The organism is Gracilibacillus pellucidus, from assembly GCF_033949965.1.
GTDB classification, from domain to species: domain Bacteria; phylum Bacillota; class Bacilli; order Bacillales; family Amphibacillaceae; genus Gracilibacillus; species Gracilibacillus pellucidus.
Map to the genome: position 1 here is coordinate 680,904 of NZ_JAWZSR010000001.1, position 23,040 is coordinate 703,943.

23 protein-coding genes are annotated in these 23,040 nt (G+C 36.5%); 21 read left to right on the forward strand and 2 right to left on the reverse strand.

The features are described from left to right. Nucleotide 1 precedes the first annotated feature (1 nt). The 6 genes from SH601_RS03325 to spoVM all read left to right on the forward strand — a co-directional run bounded on the left by SH601_RS03325 (nucleotide 2) and on the right by spoVM (nucleotide 5,637). Entirely contained in the window at nucleotides 2-751 is a 750-nt protein-coding gene (locus tag SH601_RS03325; RefSeq protein WP_319956806.1) for a Stp1/IreP family PP2C-type Ser/Thr phosphatase, read from the forward strand. Then, a complete protein-coding gene (gene pknB, locus SH601_RS03330; RefSeq protein WP_319956807.1) occupies nucleotides 745-2,733 on the forward strand; it encodes a Stk1 family PASTA domain-containing Ser/Thr kinase in 1,989 nt (662 codons plus the stop codon). Before SH601_RS03325 ends, pknB begins: the two co-directional genes overlap by 7 nt. After that, entirely contained in the window at nucleotides 2,734-3,615 is an 882-nt protein-coding gene (gene rsgA / locus SH601_RS03335) for a ribosome small subunit-dependent GTPase A (protein WP_319956808.1), read from the forward strand. A 1-nt stretch (nucleotide 3,616) separates the two neighbouring features. Next, nucleotides 3,617-4,291, forward strand: a complete 675-nt coding sequence (gene rpe, locus SH601_RS03340; RefSeq protein WP_319956809.1) for a ribulose-phosphate 3-epimerase — start codon at nucleotides 3,617-3,619, stop codon at nucleotides 4,289-4,291. 505 nt (nucleotides 4,292-4,796) lie between these two features. Continuing rightward, a complete protein-coding gene (locus SH601_RS03345; protein WP_319956810.1) occupies nucleotides 4,797-5,447 on the forward strand; it encodes a thiamine diphosphokinase in 651 nt (216 codons plus the stop codon). A gap of 109 nt (nucleotides 5,448-5,556) precedes the next feature. Then, nucleotides 5,557-5,637 carry a stage V sporulation protein SpoVM gene (gene spoVM / locus SH601_RS03350; protein WP_319956847.1) on the forward strand — a complete coding sequence of 27 codons (81 nt, stop codon included), beginning with the start codon at nucleotides 5,557-5,559 and terminating at the stop codon, nucleotides 5,635-5,637. A 132-nt stretch (nucleotides 5,638-5,769) separates the two neighbouring features. On the opposite strand, the gene rpmB is transcribed toward spoVM, so the two are convergent. Continuing rightward, entirely contained in the window at nucleotides 5,770-5,958 is a 189-nt protein-coding gene (rpmB, locus tag SH601_RS03355; protein ID WP_319956811.1) for a 50S ribosomal protein L28, read from the reverse strand. A 282-nt stretch (nucleotides 5,959-6,240) separates the two neighbouring features. Here rpmB and SH601_RS03360 point away from each other — a divergent pair, with 282 nt between their 5' ends. From SH601_RS03360 to rnc, 9 genes are all read left to right on the forward strand, one after another. Next, on the forward strand, nucleotides 6,241-6,603 hold the full coding sequence (locus SH601_RS03360; protein ID WP_319956812.1) for an Asp23/Gls24 family envelope stress response protein: 363 nt from the start codon (nucleotides 6,241-6,243) through the stop codon (nucleotides 6,601-6,603). Between the two features lie 157 nt (nucleotides 6,604-6,760). Then, nucleotides 6,761-8,416, forward strand: coding sequence for a DAK2 domain-containing protein (locus tag SH601_RS03365; RefSeq protein ID WP_319956813.1), 1,656 nt, complete (start codon nucleotides 6,761-6,763; stop codon nucleotides 8,414-8,416). A 130-nt stretch (nucleotides 8,417-8,546) separates the two neighbouring features. Further along, nucleotides 8,547-10,580, forward strand: a complete 2,034-nt coding sequence (gene recG / locus SH601_RS03370) for an ATP-dependent DNA helicase RecG (RefSeq protein ID WP_319956848.1) — start codon at nucleotides 8,547-8,549, stop codon at nucleotides 10,578-10,580. Nucleotides 10,581-10,676: 96 nt separating this feature from the next. Beyond that, on the forward strand, nucleotides 10,677-11,258 hold the full coding sequence (gene fapR, locus SH601_RS03375; protein WP_319956814.1) for a transcription factor FapR: 582 nt from the start codon (nucleotides 10,677-10,679) through the stop codon (nucleotides 11,256-11,258). Then, nucleotides 11,255-12,259, forward strand: coding sequence for a phosphate acyltransferase PlsX (gene plsX, locus SH601_RS03380; protein ID WP_319956815.1), 1,005 nt, complete (start codon nucleotides 11,255-11,257; stop codon nucleotides 12,257-12,259). Before fapR ends, plsX begins: the two co-directional genes overlap by 4 nt. Nucleotides 12,260-12,262: 3 nt before the next feature. After that, nucleotides 12,263-13,207 (forward strand): ACP S-malonyltransferase, encoded by a 945-nt coding sequence (gene fabD, locus SH601_RS03385; protein ID WP_319956816.1) that lies wholly within the window; start codon nucleotides 12,263-12,265, stop codon nucleotides 13,205-13,207. A gap of 2 nt (nucleotides 13,208-13,209) precedes the next feature. Further along, on the forward strand, nucleotides 13,210-13,950 hold the full coding sequence (gene fabG / locus SH601_RS03390) for a 3-oxoacyl-[acyl-carrier-protein] reductase (protein WP_319956817.1): 741 nt from the start codon (nucleotides 13,210-13,212) through the stop codon (nucleotides 13,948-13,950). Between the two features lie 40 nt (nucleotides 13,951-13,990). Then, nucleotides 13,991-14,224, forward strand: coding sequence for an acyl carrier protein (gene acpP / locus SH601_RS03395; protein ID WP_319956818.1), 234 nt, complete (start codon nucleotides 13,991-13,993; stop codon nucleotides 14,222-14,224). A 315-nt stretch (nucleotides 14,225-14,539) separates the two neighbouring features. Continuing rightward, nucleotides 14,540-15,226, forward strand: coding sequence for a ribonuclease III (rnc, locus tag SH601_RS03400; RefSeq protein WP_319956819.1), 687 nt, complete (start codon nucleotides 14,540-14,542; stop codon nucleotides 15,224-15,226). Between the two features lie 101 nt (nucleotides 15,227-15,327). On the opposite strand, the gene SH601_RS03405 is transcribed toward rnc, so the two are convergent. Further along, nucleotides 15,328-15,549, reverse strand: a complete 222-nt coding sequence (locus SH601_RS03405; RefSeq protein ID WP_319956820.1) for a DUF1128 domain-containing protein — start codon at nucleotides 15,547-15,549, stop codon at nucleotides 15,328-15,330. 278 nt (nucleotides 15,550-15,827) lie between these two features. Between SH601_RS03405 and smc the strand changes: the two genes are divergently transcribed. From smc to SH601_RS03435, 6 genes are all read left to right on the forward strand, one after another. Then, complete coding sequence (smc, locus tag SH601_RS03410) at nucleotides 15,828-19,394, forward strand: chromosome segregation protein SMC (RefSeq protein ID WP_319956821.1); 3,567 nt, start codon at nucleotides 15,828-15,830, stop codon at nucleotides 19,392-19,394. Nucleotides 19,395-19,439: 45 nt separating this feature from the next. Then, entirely contained in the window at nucleotides 19,440-20,438 is a 999-nt protein-coding gene (gene ftsY, locus SH601_RS03415; protein WP_319956822.1) for a signal recognition particle-docking protein FtsY, read from the forward strand. Between the two features lie 78 nt (nucleotides 20,439-20,516). Next, nucleotides 20,517-20,843, forward strand: a complete 327-nt coding sequence (locus tag SH601_RS03420; RefSeq protein WP_319956823.1) for a putative DNA-binding protein — start codon at nucleotides 20,517-20,519, stop codon at nucleotides 20,841-20,843. 12 nt (nucleotides 20,844-20,855) lie between these two features. Beyond that, complete coding sequence (gene ffh / locus SH601_RS03425) at nucleotides 20,856-22,217, forward strand: signal recognition particle protein (RefSeq protein WP_319956824.1); 1,362 nt, start codon at nucleotides 20,856-20,858, stop codon at nucleotides 22,215-22,217. Between the two features lie 78 nt (nucleotides 22,218-22,295). Next, the gene (rpsP, locus tag SH601_RS03430) at nucleotides 22,296-22,565 is read left to right on the forward strand and encodes a 30S ribosomal protein S16 (RefSeq protein ID WP_319956825.1); all 270 of its coding nucleotides are present in this window, start codon (nucleotides 22,296-22,298) and stop codon (nucleotides 22,563-22,565) included. Nucleotides 22,566-22,582: 17 nt separating this feature from the next. Further along, complete coding sequence (locus SH601_RS03435) at nucleotides 22,583-22,810, forward strand: KH domain-containing protein (RefSeq protein ID WP_319956826.1); 228 nt, start codon at nucleotides 22,583-22,585, stop codon at nucleotides 22,808-22,810. Nucleotides 22,811-23,040 lie beyond the last annotated feature (230 nt).

Genomic DNA, 23,040 nt, shown 5'->3' on the forward strand with positions numbered 1-23,040 from the left:
AATGAGATATGTTTATCAGACTGATAAAGGTAAGGTTCGTGAATTAAATGAAGACGCTGTTGCTGTATTTCCAGGTGATACCGGGTTGCTTGCGGTTGTAGCAGATGGAATGGGTGGCCACAAAGCTGGTGATGTAGCTAGTAACCTAACAATTGAACAATTTGAAAAGTTATGGTCCAATGTGGACTCCCCGATTAATGAGATCGATACACAGAAATGGTTAACAGATTCCATCAAACAAGTGAACAATATTGTTTATGAAAAAGCACAAGCTGAAGATGCCTATCAAGGTATGGGAACAACGGTTGTAGCTGCTATATGTACAGAAAGGGAGCTTACAGTTGCTCATATTGGAGATAGTAGAGCATATTTATTTAATCAAACCAATTGGAAACAGGTGACAAATGACCATTCGCTCGTAGGTGAATTAGTCCGAACAGGGCAATTATCAGAGGAAGATGCGCAAGTACATCCGAAACGCAATATGATCCTAAAAGCACTTGGTACAGAATTTGATCTCGCACCAGATATCTATCGTTCCGATTGGAATGATTTTGAGCAGCTTCTAATATGCTCTGATGGTTTGACAAATAAAATAAGTGATGAAGAATTACATGAACTTATTTTGACTACTCCTAAGGAAGATATTAGTCAAACTCTCATTGATATAGCGAATGAACGTGGAGGAGAAGATAATATTACTTTAACAATCATTAGTCATCAAGAAAAAGTTGGTGAGTCGTCATGCTAGAGGGAAAGATGCTAAATGAGCGTTATGAAATAATTAAATCAATTGGCGGAGGTGGGATGGCAAATGTCTACCTTGGTAATGACACGATTTTAAATAGACAAGTTGCTATTAAAGTCTTACGTTTAGAGTATGCCAATGATGAAGAATTTATTACGCGATTTCATCGGGAAGCTCAAGCGGCTACAAGCTTGTCACATCCGAATATTGTTAGTATTTATGATGTAGGTGAAGAAGAACAAATTTATTACATGGTTATGGAATATGTTGACGGGATGACGTTGAAACAATACATACAATTGCATGCACCAATTGAAGTAGAGGAAGTAATAGAGATTATGACACAAATTACTTCTGCTATTTCACATGCGCATGATAATGGGTTAATTCACCGTGATATCAAGCCGCAAAATATTTTGATTGATACTTATGGTCAGGTTAAAGTAACAGACTTTGGAATTGCTGTTGCTTTAAGTGCGACTGCGCTAACACAGACGAATTCTGTATTAGGATCGGTTCACTATTTATCTCCTGAACAAGCTAGAGGTGGGAAAGCTAATCGTAAATCAGATATTTATTCATTAGGAATTGTGCTATTCGAAATGTTAACAGGTTATTTACCTTTTTCTGGCCAATCAGCAGTATCGATTGCATTAAAACACTTACAGTCGGAAACACCTTCTGTTAAGGATTTAAATCCATTAGTTCCACAATCTCTGGAGAATGTGGTGTTAAAGGCAACAACGAAAGATCCGTTTTATCGTTACCAAGAAGTTTATGAAATGGAAGACGATCTTAATCATGCACTAAATCCAGAGCGATTGAACGTAGAGAAATATCAATCACCAGAGTCAGAGGATACCGTTACAAAAGCAATTCCAATCGTAAAAGATGATAGTGAGCTAAATGAGACAATTGTCGACGAGGATGCAACTATTGTTAATAAAGCTACGAAAATGAATGGGCAAGAAGAAAACGAAAAGAAAAAGAAGAAAAAGCGAAAAAAACCGTTTGTTTGGGTTACTAGCTTGTTTGTTATTCTTTTTGGTGCGATTTTATTAGCGCTGTTTGTTTTTCCAAGTCTATTTCAACCGAAAGATGTGGAAATCCCAGATGTTTCAGACATGACTTATGAGGAAGCTTTACAACAATTAGAGGATTTAAAACTAAATGTGGTGAAAGAGGAAGATCATGATGAAGAAGTGGAAGAAAATCATGTAATCGAAACGTTCCCGAAACCAGATCAAAAGATTAAAGAGGGTAAAGATATTACTGTTTATGTCAGTTTAGGGCCTGAAACAGAAACTTTTGATGACCATGTTGGAAGTAATTATGACCGGGTTGAAGATTTATTGCTTAACCAAGGTTATAAGGATGTAAAATTTTATGAAGAATTTTCTGATAGACCAGTTGGTGAAATTATCGAACAAATCCAACCTGCTGCTGATTCTGATGTCGTTCCACGTGATACGACGGTTATTTTTGAAATAAGTAAAGGACCAGAAAAAGTGACATTAAATCGTTTAGTAGGTATGGAAAAAGATGAGGCAACGAAGTATCTAGAAGACAGAGGACTATCTGTAAATATCACAGAGGAACATAGTGATGATGTAGATGAAGGTCACGTTATTTCACAAAGCCCTTCTGCGAATGAAGAAATAGAAAAGGGCGAAACGGTTGAATTAACGGTATCGACTGGTCCAGAGCCGAAACAACCTATTACACATAAAGAGACATTTACCATTCCTTATACTGGTGATGCTGAAGAAGAGGAGCCAGAAGCACAGGAAGTAAGTATTTATGTAGGAGATGCCAATCATGATATTTCAGAGCTTTATGACGAAGAAAAGATGATTACAGAAGATACGGAGTTTTCGGTAGAATTGACGATTGAACCTGAAGACGAAGCGAGCTATAAAGTCATTAGAAACGATGAGATAGTCATTGAAAAGACATTATCATATGAAGATGTAGAGGGTGAGTAAATGCCAAAAGGCAGAATTATTAAGGCATTAAGTGGTTTTTATTATGTGCAATATGAGGGTGGAGTCATTCAATGTCGAGGTAGGGGAGTCTTTCGTCAAAGAAAGATTACCCCATTAGTTGGCGACTTTGTTGAGTTTGAATACGGGGATAAGAAAGAAGGATATATATTGTCAATTGAAGAGCGTGAAAATCAGTTGACACGACCACCTATTGCCAACATAGACCAAGCGATTATTGTTACCTCTGTAAAAGAACCAGGTTTAAGTCTTAATTTATTGGATAAGTTTTTAGTTTTAGTTGAATCAAAAGCAATTACCCCATTACTCTTCTTTACGAAGATGGATTTATTAGCAGTTGATGAGGCGGAACGTATAAAAGAAAAACTTGATTATTATAAAAAAATTGGCTATTCAGTTGAATTTCTATCTACAAAAGATGAGGAGGTTGAGCGGCAATTATCTGATTATTTAAATGATAAAGTTTCTGTTTTTGCTGGTCAATCTGGGGTTGGAAAGACATCTCTTTTAAATAAAATCATGCCTAGTTTACAACTAGAGACTGACAATATATCAGAAAGTCTTGGAAGAGGGAAGCATACAACTCGCCATGTCGAGTTAATTGCTTTCGAAAATGGGTTAATTGCTGATACTCCAGGGTTTAGCGCGCTTGATTTTAAGGAGATAGAATTAGAAGAATTGCCAGGCTGTTTTCCAGACTTTGTTGAGCTCGAAGACCAGTGTAAGTTTAGGGGATGCATGCACATAAAAGAACCGAAATGTGCAGTGAAAGATGCGATTGCAAACGGTGAGATATTAGAAGAACGGTATCAGAATTATCTCCAGTTTGCGGAGGAAATTAAGAATAGAAAGCCGAGGTATTAAGATGACAACAAAGATAGCACCATCTATTTTAGCAGCTGATTTTGCTGTTTTAAAAGAAGAAATTCAAGATGTAGTGAATGGGGGAGCAGATTATATTCATGTTGATGTGATGGATGGACACTTTGTACCTAATATTTCGTTTGGTACAGTGGTATTATCAGCGATTCGTCCATTAACCGATATAACAATGGATGTTCATCTTATGATTGAAAAGCCAGATCAATATATTCCGGAATTTGTTCAAGCCGGAGCAGATATTATTTCTGTTCATGTTGAAGCATGTACACATTTACATCGTACGATTCATATGATAAAAGAAGCTGGAGTTAAACCTGGTGTAGTTATAAATCCAGCAACACCTGTTGAAATGATTAAACCTATCTTAAAAGATGTTGATTTAGTCTTATTTATGACTGTTAACCCAGGGTTTGGTGGACAAGCATTTATACCAGAAGTACTAGATAAAGTAAAACAAGCAGCCAAATGGCGAGAAGAACTAGGACTATCTTTTGAAATAGAAGTTGATGGTGGTGTAAATGAAGAGACTGCTAAGCAATGTATCGAAGCTGGTGTTGACGTATTAGTTGCAGGAAGCTCTGTGTTTAACGAAAAAGACCGATCAGCTGCGATTCAACAATTAAGAAATTTAACTAAATCGAGCTGTAATTACATGTAGTAAAAAATAAGGATCCGAACAATCTGACACGACAAAATTTATCACGGTGTAAACGTCCATAAGTCCCCATTTCAAGGCTAGCCTTAAAACAAGGGAACTAAATGGAGAATAAACGGACGTTAATCTCCTCTGATTGAAGTTTAACTTTATTGTCGTAGTCTAAATAGAGATGTTCGGATTTTCTACATTATGGCGTAAAACAGCAAAGATAATGAAGCGGTTTGTGCTTTTTACCTAGTCTAAAAGCGATGGTCTGTATGAGATAGGCTTTCTTCCATTCTGTTGGTGATGAGTAGTAACAGACCACTCCAGCAAAACACACTACGCGTTCAATGGCATAGAAAACACTATGAAAGCGGAGTATTCTGACGTAGCGACGACCTCTCCACTACTCGTCAATAAGAATGGATGTGCGCGTTTCATGAAGTATCCAATATGGATCAACATTTACTATCGCTTTTAGAGTTTGAATTTTAAGTATACATATGAAGGGTTGTTGTTAATTGTGAAGGTTGGTATTGTTGCTGGGGGGCCTGAGAAGGCGTTAGCTTCGTTAACTTCTTACGGAGAAGAAATCGATGTATGGATTGGAGCAGATTTGGGGGCTTCGTATTTGTTGAAAAGTCAATTACCTATAGATATTGCAATAGGCGATTTTGATTCCATTAGTCGGGCAGAGAAAGAGCATATTAAACAAGCCTCAGCTAGCTTTAGACAATATCCTATAGAAAAGAATGAAACAGATTTAGAGTTAGCACTGGAAGCTGCACTCTTAAAGCAACCTACTTCCATCTATTTATTTGGTGTGACAGCAGGAAGATTGGACCACGAATTAGCGAATATCCAAATGCTCTATTATTTATTAGAACGAGATATTGAAGGTAAAATTATAGATAATAAAAATATTTTATCGGTTTATAAGCCAGGAACATATCAGATTCACGCAACTAGTAAAGAGTTAATTTCATTTATCCCGTTAACTCTTACAGTTGAAGGGCTAACGTTAAAAGGATTCTATTATCCTCTAGAAGACTATACAGTTAAGTGGGGAAGTACACGTTGTATTTCCAATCAATTAATTAATAGTAAAGGTACTTTTTTATTCACTGAGGGCATATTAATAATGATAAAGACAACCGAAGAGGAACTTTCGTAAATCTTTCTAGAATTATGGAAAGTTATGCAATTATAGTTATGCATCCACATAAACTGTATCAGACATTGGTTTTTGCTGAGGGTATGTCTTCATAGTGAGGAGGGGTATGATGAAATTTTATACAATTAAGCTCCCGCGTTTTCTTGGTGGTTTTATTCGAGCATTGTTAGGTTCAGGGAAAAAGCAATAATTGGGGTAGTATAAAAAATGCGTACATGTTTAAAACTAGCGATGTTACACAAAATGACCATGAAAAGAAAAGAAGGCTTCTTAATAGTAAAGAAGCCTTCTTTTCTTACATCATGTAAAATTTTCTTATTAATTAAACGCGTTCTACTTTGCCAGATTTAAGCGCACGAGCAGAAACATACACACGTTGAGGTTTTCCATCAACCATAACTCTAACTTTTTGTACGTTAGCTTTCCATTTACGCTTGTTTGAATTCATAGCATGTGAACGGCTATTTCCTGAAGTCGTATTACGACCAGTTACAACACATTTGCGTCCCATAATTTCGTTCCCTCCTACTTACTCAGGTCCATACTTATATAATTTACCACAAAGTTAATCGATTTGCAATTTTAAATTTCAAAAAATCTAATTGGATGGAACGTTATTATATCATTGTCTTACGTGAAGCAAAGATTCTATTAGTTCTGATAATGCTTGACATAGGCACAATTTTCATACATTCTATAATGGAACACCCTTCATTCTCTAGTGATTAATGAAGAACGAACATATAAACGTGTGTATGAATTTTCTCTTACTTGTGTAGAAGGAGGATAAAATATGTCAATTGAATTAAATTCTAATGATGGGCATGTAACAATTACAAATGAAGTTATTGCAACTATTGCAGGAGGGGCTGCCATTGAATGTTATGGCATTGTCGGGATGGCATCTAAAAATCAGTTGCGTGATGGAATAGCTGAAATTCTTCGAAGAGAAAATTTTTCAAAAGGCGTTGTGGTTAGACAAGAGGCAGATGATATTCATATCGATATGTATATTATAGTAGGATATGGTACGAAAATATCCGAAGTTGCACATAATGTACAATCACAAGTAAAATATAACCTTGAGAAAACATTAGGTTTACGATTACAGTCAATCAATATTTTCATACAAGGGGTTCGCGTCATCCAAGATTAATATGTAAATGCACGTTTCATCATATATGAAAAGCTAGATGAATTTGAATGAGCGAAAGATAAATAAAAATGAAAATGAATACGTGAGATAGAGGCTTTCGATCAAGGGAATTGCTAATTTTATTATTTGTAAATGGAGTAGAGGGAGGAACAATTAAGTGGTGCAAAAAAATATAGATGGTGCATTGCTAGCGAAGATGGTGCTGACAGGTGCACACCATCTAACCAATAATGCAGAAAAAATTGATGCGTTAAATGTGTTCCCGGTACCTGACGGTGATACGGGAACAAATATGAATTTATCGATTACTTCGGGTGCAGGAGAGGTAAAACAGGCCAGTCAAGATACAGCATCCGATGTAGCAAATGCTTTTGCAAAGGGCTTGTTGATGGGAGCACGAGGTAACTCTGGTGTTATTTTGTCTCAATTATTTAGAGGATTTGCTAAAGGGGCCGAAGGAAAAACAGATTTAAATACAGCAGATTTTGCGATTGCGCTTGAAAGTGGTGTGAAAACAGCATATAAAGCCGTTATGAAACCTGTTGAAGGAACAATTTTAACTGTTGCCAAGGATACAGCTGAAGCAGCGAAAAAGATCGCAGAAAATGAAGAAGACGTTGTCTCGTTTATGGAACAAGTTGTACAGGCTGCGAAGAAATCCTTAAAAAGAACACCTGAACTATTGCCTGTGTTGAAAGAAGTAGGAGTAGTTGATAGTGGTGGACAAGGATTAGTCGTTATCTATGAAGGATTCTTAGCAGTATTAAATGGTGAAGAGTTACCAGACGTATCTCATGATGAAACAATGGATCTTGAGAATCTAGTAAATGCAGAACACCATAAACAAGCACAGGACTTTATGAGTACAGAAGACATTAAATATGGTTATTGTACAGAGTTTATGGTTCGATTTGAAGAAGATAAATTAAAAGAGAATCCATTCGATGAAGCAGCTTTTAGAGAAGAATTAAGTGAGTACGGCGATTCACTATTAGTTGTATCAGATGATGAAATTGTTAAGGTTCACATTCATGCAGAATATCCAGGTGATATTTTTAATTTAGGTCAACGATTCGGAAGTTTTATTTCATTAAAAGCTGAAAACATGCGAGAGCAACATTCTAGCCTTCTTGAGAAGGAAGAAAAAGCGAAGCAACCATTTGGTATTGTAACAGTTGCGATGGGTGATGGCTTGACAGAATTGTTAAAGAGCTTGGGAGCGACCGTTGTCATTCAAGGTGGTCAAACGATGAATCCAAGTACGAAAGATATCGCAAATGCTATTAATGAAGCGAATGCAGAAAATGTTTTAATATTACCAAATAATAAGAACATTGTAATGGCTGCAGAACAAGCAGCAGAATTAGCAGATGTTGATGTAGCTGTTGTGCCAACTAAAACAATTCCGCAGGGAATGGCTGCAATGTTAAGTTACAGTCCAGAGGCAAATCTTGCTGATAATAAAGAAGTAATGACTGAAGCAAGTAAACAAGTCAAAACTGGACAAATTACGTATGCTGTTCGTGATACACAAATCGATGGTTTAACAATCGAAAATGGTAACTATATGGGACTAGCAGACGGGAAAATTAAGGTTACAGATGCAAATCAGATGACGGTAATTAAAGAATTACTGACAAATATGATTGATGCAGACGAAGATGAGATTGTCACGGTTATCCGTGGTGAAGAAGCTTCTGATCAAGAAGAAAGTGAAATTATTACATTTATAGAAGATCATTTTGAAGATATAGAGGTAGAAGTTCATAATGGTAATCAACCAATCTATTCGTACATCTTCTCTATTGAATAACAAGAAGTAGCTCTATCCAATCGGGTAGAGCTTTTGTTGTGTTAGCACGGATTTTATCCAATCATGCTTTTTCCAACACTCAACTTGCGTTATAATGAATACATAATTGAAGTAAGAGAGTGTGAATAAAATGAATGATATTTCTGTTAAAGAAGTCAAAGGTGTAGGACCTAAGCTAGCGGAGAATTTAGAGCAGATTGGAATTGATACGTTAGAAGATTTGCTCTACTATTTTCCTAATCGCTATGATCACTATGAACAAAAACCCCTTCATGAATTAATACATAATGAAAAAGTCACAATAGTAGGTGAGGTAATTCACGAGCCTACTGTACAATTTTATCAAAGAAAAAAGTCAAGAATGGTCGTGTCATTACGCGTGGACGGAGCTGTTGTGAAGGGTGTACTCTTTAATCGTTCCTTTGCTAAGCAACATTTTGTTCCAGGTGAAAAAGTATCGGTCAATGGTAAGTGGGATCAACACCGACTACAAATTACGATTGATAACTACAAAAAGGGCGCAATAGATGGAACAAGTCCTATTACCCCGATTTATTCTTCTAAAGGAGATGTAAAAAATGCCCAATTCCAAAAAGTGATGAATAATGCATTAACATCCTTTTCTGATGAGCTAACCGAAATAATTCCTGTGACTTATTTGCATAATTATAAGCTACCTGATAGAGCGAGTGGATTGCAAAATATGCACTTTCCAGCATCTTTTCAACATTTAAAACATGCTAAAAGACGATTTATCTATGAAGAACTCTTGCTGTTTCAAATTAAAATGCAATTGTTTCGTAAGAGAAATAAAGAAGCGACAGAGGGGAATGCAAAAACGATAAAAATGGATCGTGTCAAACAATTGATTAGCCAGTTTCCTTTCGCTTTAACATCTGCTCAAAAAAAAGTGCTAGCAGAAATTTTTGAGGATTTACAGTCTCCTAACCGAATGAATCGATTGTTACAAGGCGATGTAGGTTCAGGAAAAACGGCTGTCGCGGCTATAAGCCTTTATGGTGTGGTTACTGCAGGTCAGCAAGTAGCCTTTATGGTGCCAACGGAAATTTTAGCGGAGCAACATGAGGAATCATTACAAGGATTGTTACCTAATGATGTAACGCTCAGACGGTTAACAGGGTCAATAAAAGGGAAAAAGAGAAAGGAAATCGTTGCAGAAATTGAAGATGGTACGTGCCAAGTTGTGATCGGAACACATGCATTAATCCAAGATGATGTACATTTTAATCACTTGGGTTATGTCATTATTGATGAGCAACACCGTTTTGGTGTACAGCAACGGAACACGCTAAGAGAAAAAGGGATACTAGCAGATATCTTGTTTATGACGGCGACTCCGATTCCAAGGACGTTATCGATTACTGCATTCGGAGATATGGATGTTTCTAAAATTGATGAGATGCCAAAAGGTCGAAAGCCTATTGAAACGTACTGGGTAAAACAGAATATGTTTGAGCGAACGGTTAATTTTATCTACAAGGAAGTAAAACAAGGAGCACAAGCATATATTATTTGTCCACTAATTGAAGAATCGGACAAGCTAGATATTCAAAATGCACTTGACTTATACCATCAGTTAGTAGAGATTCTAAACGGGAAAGCAACAGTCGGGCTTATGCATGGTAGGTTAACTTCCGAAGAAAAAGAGCAAGTGATGAATGATTTTGCGGAAAATAAGGTGCAAATATTAGTTTCTACTACAGTTGTCGAGGTAGGGGTGAATGTACCAAATGCAACGGTAATGATGATACAGGATGCAGATAGATTTGGTCTTTCTCAACTTCATCAATTAAGAGGACGTGTTGGTAGGGGAGATAAGCAAAGTTATTGTATTTTAGTAGCAGATCCTAAAGGTGATACAGGTAAAGAGCGGATGAGGATTATGACAGAAACAACGGATGGCTTCGTTTTAGCAGAACGAGATCTAGAATTGCGTGGACCCGGTGATATATTCGGTGTTAAGCAAAGTGGTTTACCTGACTTTAAGTTAGCAGATTTAGTTCATGACTATCGAGCGCTAGAGACAGCTAGAGCTGATGCTGTTGAAATTGTTGCTAATCAATTGTGGAAAGAGCCAGCCTTTGAACCGTTGATGAACTATTTACTATCTCAACTGGATATCGATCAACAGTTATTAAATTAGATTCACTTGCATAATTTAAAATGATATTATATATTACTATTAGTACCTAGTCATAATTTTTGAAGATGACTTGTAAATGGACGGTGGGTGGATGTCATGAAAAAGACAAAGAAGGAAAGGCAAGCCGAACTTAAAGAGAAGATTGAAGCCAAACCTTTCTTAACAGATGAAGTACTAGCAAAATTTTTCAATGTAAGTATCCAAACAATTAGATTAGATCGAATGGAATTAAATATTCCAGAATTACGTGAACGAATAAAATCAGTTGCGACAAACAATTGGAATGAAACAGTTAAGGCGTTACCAATCGATGAGGTGATTGGTGAGATTATTGATCTAGAGTTAGATAATCGCGCCATTTCTATTTTAGATATTACCGATGATCATGTTTTTTCTCGCAATAAAATAGCGCGAGGGCATCATTTGTTTGCACAAGCAAACTCATTGGCAGTTGCCGTTATTAATGATGAGTTAGCACTTACGACACATGCAGATATTTCTTTTACTCGTCAAGTATCAGAAGGTGAACGAGTTGTTGCAAAGGCATGTGTAGATAGAACAGAAAACAGTAATCGTACACTTGTAGAAGTACATAGCTATGTAGGTAATGAGAAGGTGTTTTCTGGAGTTTTTGAAATGTTTCGGTCGAATCAAGAGAAGGAAGGGAACGAATCATGAAAATAGCAATCGACGCAATGGGTGGGGATCATGCGCCAAAGGAAATCGTTTTAGGAGCTTTACAAGCAGTTAAGCAATTTGATGATCTAACAATCACGTTAATCGGTGATGAAAGCAACATAACACCCTACACAGATAAACACCCATCACTAGAAATCATTCATACCGATGAGAAAATTACAAGTGATGATGAACCAGTTAAAGCTGTTAGACGGAAAAAAAATGCTTCATTAGTGTTGATGGCAAATGAAGTGAAAGCTGGACGTGCGGATGCCTGTATTTCAGCAGGGAATACAGGTGCATTAATGAGTGCGGGCTTATTTGTAGTTGGTCGAATTAAAGGGATAGAACGCCCTGCGCTTAGCCCGACACTACCAACGGTAAATGGTGATGGTTTCTTATTACTAGATGTAGGGGCAAATGTTGATGCTAAACCGCAACACCTTCAACAATACGGTTTAATGGGCTCTATTTATATGGAAAAGGTTCGACAAGTAAAAAATCCTCGAGTAGGACTTTTGAATGTTGGAACAGAAGACGGAAAAGGAAATGATTTAACGAAAAAAACATTTGATCTTTTGCAGGAGTTACCAATTAATTTTATCGGTAATGTCGAAGCAAGAGATTTATTAGATGGTGTTGCCGATGTTGTTGTAACAGATGGCTTTAGTGGAAATGTTGCACTAAAAACAATTGAAGGAACAGCATTAATGATGTTTTCTATGATTAAAGATACATTCATGAAAAACACGAAAACAAAGCTTGCTGCAGCTCTTGTAAAAAGCGATTTGAAAGGCTTGAAAGGTAAATTAGATTATTCGGAATATGGTGGAGCTGCGCTGTTCGGTTTAGCTGCGCCAGTTATTAAAGCACACGGGTCATCCAATCAACAAGCTATCTTTAGTGCGATTCGTCAAACCAGAGACATAGTAGATAATGATGTAATAGGAAAAATCGAAGCAGAAGTAAAAACATTGCAACGAGTAAATGAGGGGGAATAATCGTTGAAAAGAGTAGCGTTTGTTTATCCTGGCCAAGGATCGCAAGTAGTAGAAATGGGAAGAGATTTATATGAAGAATTCCCACAAGTAAGAGAACTTTTTAATGCCGCAAATAATCGTTTAGGTTATGATTTAACATCAATCATGTTTGAAGGACCACAAGAGGCATTAACAAAAACAGAAAATACCCAACCTGCATTGTTAACAGTTAGTACAGCTCTAACAAATCTTCTTGCGGAAAATGGTATTAAACCAGTTGTCACAAGTGGACATAGTTTAGGGGAATACAGTGCACTTGTTGCTGCACAAGCTATTTCTTATGCTGATGCTGTTCAATTAGTTCATCAAAGAGGAAAACTAATGGAAAGTGCCTATCCGGCAGGTAAAGGCTCAATGGCAGCAGTTTTAGGTATGGAGCAAGAAACATTACAAAAAGAACTACAATCTATTAGTGAACAAACAAATGAAGTTGTAGAAATTGCTAACTTAAACTGTCCAGGGCAAATTGTTATTTCTGGTGCGAAAGCTGCTATTGATGTTGCAGTAGAGCAATTAAAAGCAGCAGGAGCAAAAAGGGTATTACCTTTAACCGTTAGTGGACCATTTCACTCTAGTCTAATGAAACCAGCTGCTATAGAATTTGAGCAGTTAGTAGGAGAAGTAGACTGGTCTGATGCAGAAGTTCCTGTTTATGCTAACGTAACAGCAGAAAAGGTGACGGAACAAGAACAGATTAAAGGGTTGTTAGTAGAACAATTATATTGTCCAGTACGTTTTGAAGAAATTATTGAGCAACTTTTAGAAGAAGAGCTAGATGCGATTGTGGAAGTTGGTAGTGGTAAAGTATTAACGGGACTTGTGAAGAAAGTACATCGTCGTGCGAAAACTTTCTCTGTACAAGATGTAGCATCTCTTCATGCGTTTATGGATTGGATGAAGGAGGAATAAACATGTTAAAGGATCAAGTAGCCCTTATTACAGGTGCGTCTAGAGGAATTGGTCGAGAAATTGCTTTAACTTTTGCTAGTAAAGGCGCTAAAGTCGTGGTAAACTACTCAGGTAGTGAAGCGAAGGCACAAGAAGTTGTCGATCAAATTGTTGCCAATGGTGGCGAAGCAATTAAGATTAAAGCAAATGTAAGCAATGAAGCGGATGTAAAAGCAATGGTGAAGGAAACTGTTAAAGCGTTCGGAAGTCTTGATGTATTAGTTAATAATGCTGGTATTACAAGAGATAATTTATTAATGCGAATGAGTGAAGCTGATTTTGATGATGTCATTGACATTAACTTAAAAGGTGTTTTCTTATGTACCAAAGCTGTTACTCGTCAGATGATGAAGCAACGTAGTGGTAGAATTATTAACGTATCATCTGTTGTTGGTGTTAGTGGTAATGCAGGACAAGCTAACTATGTATCAGCTAAAGCAGGCGTAATCGGTCTTACGAAGACGACTGCGAAGGAATTAGCAGCACGAAATATTTTAGTAAATGCCATTGCACCTGGCTTTATTGCGACGGATATGACAGATGAATTGACAGAAGAACAAAAGGAACAAATGTTAGCATTAATTCCGTTGAATAAATTAGGAAAAGCAGAAGATGTTGCTAATGTCGCATTATTCCTAGCGTCAGAACAAGCAAATTATGTTACTGGTCAAACAATCCAAGTGGATGGTGGAATGGTAATGTAATGAGCTACATAATCTATACTTTGAAAGGAGGTGACGTACAATGTCAGAAACATTCGAAAAAGTAAAGCAAATCGTTGTTGATCGTCTTGATGTGGATGAGGATAAAGTAACACTTGAAGCATCTTTTAAAGAAGATTTAGAAGCTGATTCACTTGATGTAGTGGAACTTGTTATGGAATTAGAAGACGAATTCGACATGGAAATTGCTGATGAAGATGCCGAAAAAATTGCAACAGTAGGTGATGCTGTTACTTACATAGACAGCAACCAATAAAGGGAGATATCAGTCAGTTGGATTTAACGGACTGTTAACGCAACTTATCAGATCGTACGTGTATATATTATGCGTACGACATGGTAAGCCTGTTTAGACGTAATAGGCAATTATTCAAGTACAGCATGTAAAGAGATAAACCCGTTTTACCATTATGGAAACGGGTTTATCTTATATATAATCTATTATAGTGTGACATAATGGAAGTAAATGAGATAACAGATTATGTGGATATGAATAAATAAGGGTTGGCGATCTAAGAGGTTTCCTATATAATAATGACAATGATTGATTTCATGTTGGTAGGTGAAGAATATGTCAGATTTTAAAGAACTTCAAGACAAACTAGGTATTGTTTTTCAAAACGAGCAATTATTAAGGCAAGCCTTTACTCATTCATCTTATGTGAATGAGCACCGGAAGAAGAAGTTAACGGATAATGAAAGGTTAGAGTTTTTAGGAGATGCAGTATTAGAGTTAGGGGTTTCTCAATACCTTTATCGCGAATATGCAGAATTAGCAGAAGGTGATCTTACAAAGCTAAGAGCTTCCATTGTTTGTGAACCAGCGTTAGTTAGATTTGCAGAAAGTCTTGATTTTAGTAAGTACGTTTTATTAGGTAAAGGTGAGGAAATGACTGGTGGTAGAAACCGTCCGGCATTATTGGCTGATGTTTTTGAAGCCTTTATCGGAGCGTTATACTTGGATCAAGGCTATGATAAAGTGATAACTTTCCTAAGATCGTATGTATATCCTGAAATTACAACCGGTGCTTTTTCTCATACGATGGATTATAAGAGTCAACTGCAAGAAACGGCTCAACAATCCAAAAATAGATTGGTCGAATACGATATTGTCGATGAGAAAGGCCCTGCCCATGATCGTGAATTTTTCTCTGTTGTTACCATTAACGGGAAGACAGTTGGAAAAGGTATAGGTCGCACGAAAAAAGAAGCAGAACAGAGAGCAGCTAAACAAGCTTTAGACTCTATGTTCCGTTAAAAAACACCTCACTCCCTCTACGAATAGAGGAGTGAGGTGTTTTTTTACGTTTGGCGCTAATGAAAGTTTCGCTTACTAATTAGCATATGAAGTGTTTTACGTTATTTTCGATATTCCTTCAGCTCTGCGATAAATGCCTGTGTTTCTGCAACAGTTAGCTTACCTTTTTGTTGTAATAAATCATGTAGAGATTTTAGTTCATCATAATGATCGATGCTGTAGTCAGCTGGATCCATAATAGCACCATTGACGACTTGCATGATTCTTGCCATTTCGTTAATAATATGAGCTAAATTTTCTTCCGATTTCACTTCTAAATTCATCCATATACCTCCGATTTTTAATGATTTGGAAAAATAAGAAAATAATAAGTTGGCGTTGAGCTATTCTTGTCGTGCTTTTCTTACAAACTTTCTTCTCTTACTCTATTCTTTATGATAAAATAAATTAGTTGAAATGCAAGGATTAATTAAAAATCAAGGTAGAGATAACAATAAATGATTATGTGGAAATATTGCCTATTTTTCCTTTGACTAACGATCAAGTAGCAATATATTCCGTTCCAGCCTTGTTAGATGATAATAAAATAGGAGTTTTAAGCATGTATTTAAAGCAATTAGATACAATCGGTTTTAAGTCGTTTGCAGAAAGAGTAAAAATAGAATTTGTTTCGGGTGTTACAGCAGTTGTAGGGCCAAATGGAAGTGGGAAAAGTAATATTACAGATGCTATCCGTTGGGTACTGGGCGAACAATCAGCTAAATCACTACGTGGCTCCAAAATGGAAGACATTATCTTTCAAGGAAGTGATACACGTAAACCGTTAAATGTAGCGGAAGTAACACTGACATTGGACAATTCAGATAACGCGTTGCCGGTTGATTATCAAGAAATTAGTATAACGCGCCGAGTATATCGCTCTGGTGAAAGTGAATATTTAATGAACAAACAACCATGCCGCTTAAAAGACATAACAGAGCTTTTTATTGACTCAGGTTTAGGTAGAGAGGCTTTTTCGATTATTAGTCAAGGTAAAGTCGAAGAAATCTTAAGCTCGAAGTCAGAGGAACGCCGTGTTATTTTCGAAGAAGCTGCAGGAGTTTTGAAATATAAAAAAAGAAAAAAACAAGCAGAATATAAATTAGCAGAAACACAAGAAAATTTAAACCGTGTGGAAGATATTATATATGAAATTGACGGGCAGTTAGAGCCATTAAAAGAGCAAGCATCCATTGCGAAGGAATATTTAGCGCAAAAAGACCGATTAACAAATGTAGAAGTAGGTTTGTTGGCGAAAGAGATAGAAGAATTAAATCAAAAGTGGCAAGACGCGAAAAAACAAATTGCCATTAAAACGCAATCATTACAGAAGCATCAGAATTGGATTGTTAAACAAGAAGCGGAAAATGATGAGTTAAAAACAACTATTCAAAAAATGGATGATCAAATTGCTGATTTACAAGAATCATTACTTTTAGAAACGCAGGAATTAGAGAGTCTAGAAGGAAACAAAAAGATCTATCATGAGCGATTCCAACATTTTCAAGAGAATAAAGATAAGTTAGAGGAAGAAATCAAAGAAAGTAAAGAAAAAAGAGAGACATCTTCTCGTACCTTAGCTGAAGAACAAGAAATTTTGAAGCGATATAATGATAAGCATCAAGCATTAGTAACTCAAATAAAACAGCTACAAGAAAATCTTGAAAAAGGAAAAAATACGCTAGAAGAAGATATTGAAACACTTAAGAGTGACTATATCGATCTATTAAATGAACAAGCAGCTAAACGTAACGAAAATAATTCCATTAGCAAGCAATTAGAACGAATAGAAGGAAAAGAACATGTGCAATCGTCTAAGTGGCAGGATCTTCATCAAGAACGTGAGCAGTTAAAACAATCTGTTAATGTAGCAGAAAAGCAGTACAAAGATGCCGAGAAACAGCTACATACTCATCAAACAGAACATGAAAAATTGGAGCGTCAAATATCTGTTGAGTCTAAATTACTGGATGATATGCAACAAAAATTATTTAAAGGCTATCAAATGGTGGAAAATCTTAAATCTAAAAAAGAAATGCTAGAAGATTTAAAAGAAGATTTCCAAGGATTTTACTACGGTGTAAAAGAAGTGCTAAAAGCAAGAGTTCAGCATACATTGACAGGTATTCATGGGGCAATTCCAGAACTAATCGAATTTGATGATCAATTAGTGGATGCGATGGAAACCGCATTAGGTGCACAAGCACAACATATTGTCGTAGATAATGAAAAAGCTGCACGAGCAGCTATCGGTTGGTTGAAAAAAACAAACAAAGGTAGAGCAACCTTTTTACCAATTGATGCGATGAAATCTAAACATATCCCTTCTCATTTAACACAGATGCTTGCAGAAGAGGAAGAATTTGTTGGAGTAGCAGTAGACTTGATTCGTTTTGATTCAACATATAAGCCTGTCATGGAAGCATTGTTAGGAAATGTTATTATAGCAAAATCACTTACGGCGGCTAACCAATTTGCGGCTAAGACTGGTCGAAGATATCGTGTGGTGACACTTGACGGGGATGTAGTCAATCCAGGAGGATCTATGTCTGGTGGGGCTAAGAAGAAAAATAACCAGTCATTATTTACGAGAGATAGAGAATTGAAAAGTTTAACGCAAAAATACAAAGAATATCAAGCTCGTGTAGAAGACTACGAAGAACAAATAAAGAATCAAAAACAATTACTAGAAAAATTGCAAGTAGATAAGGATAGTTATTATAAAGAATTAGAGGGAGCTCGCAATACGTATCAAGAATCTTTAAGTAACTATAAAGAATGGAAACTATCGTTAGATCATTTAAATGATCGTTTATCTATTCATGATCAAGATAAATTACAGCAAGAAGAAGATCGCAAGCAATTGATTGAACAAAAACAGCAATTAGAACAAGATCTCAAACAGTTGCATACTTCGATTACAGAATTGGATGAGAAAATTGCAAAATTAACCGATCAACATCAGAATTTTGAAGCCGAAGAGGATCAATTAAAGCAAAAACTACAAGCATTACAAGTAGAACAAGCAGAGTTAAGAAGTAAACGAGCAAGCCAAAAAGAGAAGATCGCTAAAATAGAAACAGAAATTGCAGAAGTAGAAGAGACAATAACAGCCAAACAAAAACAATTAGAGCAATTGATTGCTATTAAGGAAGGTCAGCAAACGGAAGCGGAAATTGATCAAGCAATTGAAAAAAAACGTCAGGACAAGACTGCCTTACAACAAACTGTTCAAGAAATACGTGATAGTAGAGTGGAAGCACAACAAAAAGTAACAACACTAGACGAATCCATTAAATCAGCAAAAAAAGAAGAGTACCAATTGCAAGAAGAAGTACAAGCAATTGAAATTGATCGAAGTAGACTTGATATCGAACTAGAGAATAGACTGACAAAGCTTGAAAATGAATATAGCATGACATTTGAAAAAGCAAGCTCTCAATATCCGCAACCAGAGAACGTAGAGACAGCAAAAGAACAAGTAAAACTGATTAAAAAATCCATTGAAGAATTAGGTACGGTAAATCTAGGAGCGATAGACGAATATGATCGTATAAGTGAGCGCTATGAGTTCCTTACTAGTCAACAAAGTGATTTAGTTGAAGCGAAACGTACTTTATATGAAATCATTGCAGAAATGGATGAGGAAATGACAAGGAAATTTAACGAGACGTTCTCACAAATTAAGGAAGAGTTTACGGTCGTGTTTAAGCGATTATTCGGTGGCGGACATGCAGAGTTAAAATTAACAGAACCTGATAAACTTTTAGAAACGGGGGTAGATATCATCGCACAGCCACCAGGAAAGAAATTGCAACAATTAGGCTTGCTTTCTGGTGGGGAGAGAGCATTAACGGCAATTGCATTATTGTTTGCCATTTTACGTGTGCGACCTGTTCCCTTCTGTGTACTTGACGAGGTAGAGGCTGCGCTAGATGAAGCGAATGTGACAAGGTTTGCTCAATATTTACGTCATTATAGCAATGATACACAGTTTATTGTGATCACACACCGTAAAGGAACGATGGAAGAAGCAGATGTGCTATACGGTGTCACTATGCAGGAAGCTGGAGTTTCTCGTCTAGTTTCTGTCAAACTAGAAGAAGCACCAGAATTGCTAGAAGCATAACCAAACAATGACAATGGAAAAACGTCCATATAAGGAGGCATTTTTATGAGCTTTTTGAAAAAATTAAAAGAAAAATTTCAAGGAACACCGAAAGAGCAAGAAGAAGTATCAGATAAGTATAAAGATGGTTTGAGTAAAACAAGAAAGTCTTTTTCTGAGAAAATAAATGATCTTGTTGCGAGATACCGCAAAGTGGATGAGGACTTTTTCGAAGATTTGGAAGAAGTATTAATCGCTGCAGATGTCGGTGTAACAACGGTAATGGATTTAATTGAAGAATTACAAATGGAAGTAAAACGTCGAAATATTAAAGATACTGCAGAAGTAAAAGATGTAATCTCAGAAAAGTTAGTGGAAATTTACAAAGGTGAAGATGAAACAACAGAGAACACCGCATTAAATATGCAAAAGGATGAACTAACTGTTATTCTTTTTGTAGGTGTAAATGGTGTTGGTAAAACTACCACTATTGGAAAGCTTGCACATCAATTAAAGTCAGAAGGAAAAGAAGTTCTGCTAACAGCAGGAGATACATTCCGTGCTGGAGCTATTCAGCAGTTAAATGAATGGGGAGACCGTGTAGGTGTTGATGTAATTAAACATAATGAAGGTAGTGATCCCGCAGCTGTTATTTATGACGGGATTCAGGCTGCTAAGTCTCGTAATGCAGATGTTTTGCTTTGTGACACGGCAGGACGTTTGCAAAATAAAGTGAATTTGATGAATGAGCTAGCCAAAGTAAAACGTGTAATTGAACGTGAAGTGCCAAATGCGCCTCATGAAGTATTGTTAGTATTAGATGCTACTACAGGTCAAAATGCATTAAGCCAGGCTAAAACATTTTCAGAAGCAACGGATGTTTCAGGTATCGTACTAACGAAGCTTGATGGCACTGCAAAAGGTGGTATTGTGTTAGCAATCCGCAATGAACTTGATTTACCAGTGAAATTAGTAGGTCTAGGTGAGAAAATGACAGACCTGCAAACATTTGATCCTAATGCATTTGTCTATGGGTTATTTGCTGATTTGTTAGAGGAAGAATAATCATGTCACTTGACAGTTACTTGTATAGATGATTAGACTGTAGTGTAAAGGAATTTTACTTAACGAGGTGTCCTTATTATGTTAGAAAAAACGACAAGGATAAACGCTCTTTATGATTTTTATCAGCAATTGCTTACAGATAAGCAACGAAATTATATGGAGATGTATTATGTAGAGGATTTTTCTCTTGGAGAAATTTCAGAAACATCTAATGTATCACGCCAAGCAATATATGATAATATTCGGAGGACAGAGCATATGTTGGAAGAATATGAAGAAAAGCTTGGTCTCTATGGAAAATTTTTAAGTCGTCAAGCTTTGCTACAAGAATTACTAACAGTAGCCAAAGAAGAGAAAAGTCAAGTATGGCAAGAAAAGATTGAAAAGTTAATTGAAATCGAATAGGGGGCGAATTGTATGGCATTTGAAGGGTTAGCCGACCGCCTACAAAATACTATCAAAAAAATTAAAGGTAAAGGTAAAGTTTCCGAGCAAGATGTAAAGGAAATGACACGTGAAGTTCGACTAGCATTATTAGAAGCTGACGTAAACTTTAAGGTAGTAAAAGACTTTGTGAAGAAGGTTAAAGAACGTGCAGTTGGCCAAGAAGTGATGGAAAGTTTAACACCAGGTCAACAAGTTATTAAAGTCGTAAAAGAAGAACTAACTACTTTAATGGGTGGCGATGAAAGTAAAATTGCTGTAGCAGATAAGCCACCAACAGTGATTATGATGGTTGGTTTACAAGGTGCAGGTAAAACGACAACAACCGGTAAGTTAGCAAATTTATTACGAAAAAAATTCAATCGTAAGCCATTATTAGTAGCTGCTGACGTGTACCGTCCAGCGGCCATTGATCAGTTAGAAACGCTAGGTAAACAATTAAATATGCCTGTATATTCTGAAGGGACTGAAGCAAGTCCTGTAGATATTGCTAATAACGCATTGAAACATGCGAAGGAAGAACACCTTGACTATGTACTTATTGATACAGCTGGGCGACTTCATGTTGATAATGAACTAATGGATGAATTAGTTCAAATCAAGCAAGATGTAAACCCAGATGAGGTATTTTTAGTTGTCGATTCGATGACTGGTCAAGACGCAGTGAACGTCGCAGAAAGCTTTAATGAGCAATTAGACATATCAGGTGTTGTTTTAACGAAATTAGATGGTGATACTCGTGGTGGTGCGGCGCTTTCTATTAAGGCAGTTACAGAAAAGCCAATTAAATTTGCCGGTATGGGAGAAAAGCTAGATGAGCTAGAAGTGTTCCACCCTGAACGAATGGCATCTCGTATTTTAGGTATGGGGGATGTATTATCACTCATTGAGAAGGCTCAAGAGAATGTTGATGAAAAACGTGCGAAAGAATTAGAAGAAAAAATGCGTTCAGCTTCCTTTACATTCGATGATTTCCTTGAACAAATGGGTCAAGTGAAAAATATGGGGCCATTAGATGAGTTGATTGACATGATTCCAGGTGCGAATAAAATGAAGGGCCTAAAAAATGTCGACTTTGATGAAAAACAAATTTCTCATGTAGAAGCAATTATTCAATCAATGACAGCAGCGGAACGACAAGATCCTAGTGTGATTAATGCAGGGCGAAGAAAGCGAATCGCTAAGGGTTCAGGTCGTTCTGTATCAGAGGTTAACCGTTTATTGAAACAGTTTGAAGAAATGAAGAAAATGATGAAACAAATGACAAATATGCAACAAGGTAAGAAGGGTAAAAAGGGCAAAAAATCAAAAGGATTTAATTTTCCGTTTATGTAAGGTAAAAACCCTTTACAGACTAAAAAAAATCTGATACAATCTTATCTTGTGTGAGATATTTATATGGAGGTGTTAATAATGGCAGTAAAAATTCGCTTAAAGCGTATGGGTTCTAAAAGAAATCCATTCTATCGTATCGTAGTTGCAGATTCTCGTTCTCCACGTGATGGACGTATTATCGAACAAATTGGAACATATAACCCGGTAGTTACTCCGGTTGAAGTGAAATTAGATGAAAATAAAGCACTTGATTGGATGACAAAAGGTGCGAAACCAAGTGATACGGTACGTAACTTGTTCTCAAACGAAGGCATCATGAAGAAATTCCACGAATCAAAAAATCAATAATAAAGTGATGTGATTCGATGAAATCATTGATTGAAACAATTGTAGAACCATTAGTTGATCACCCAGAAGCAGTCGTTGTGTCCGAACAAGAAGAAGACAATAAAGTTGTTTATCACCTTGGGGTACATGCAGACGACGTTGGAAAGGTAATCGGAAAAAATGGTCGCATTGCTAAATCAATAAGAACAGTTGTTTACGCAGCTGGAATGAAATCTAACAAGAAAATATACTTAGATATCATGTAAAAAAGAGGAGGCAAATGCCCCTCTTTTTTTATTTGGATTAAGAAAGTATAATCATTTTACTCTAGTACGGTGGTTCTCGTTGTCTAAAAGCGATAGTCTATCTGTAGATAAGCTTTCTTCCACTCTATTGAGAATGAGCGCTGGTATAAAGCTCCGACAAACCACTACGCTTTCCGCGGGTACGGCTTCAGCTAATTTTCATGAAGAAGACCACTTCATGAAAATGGATC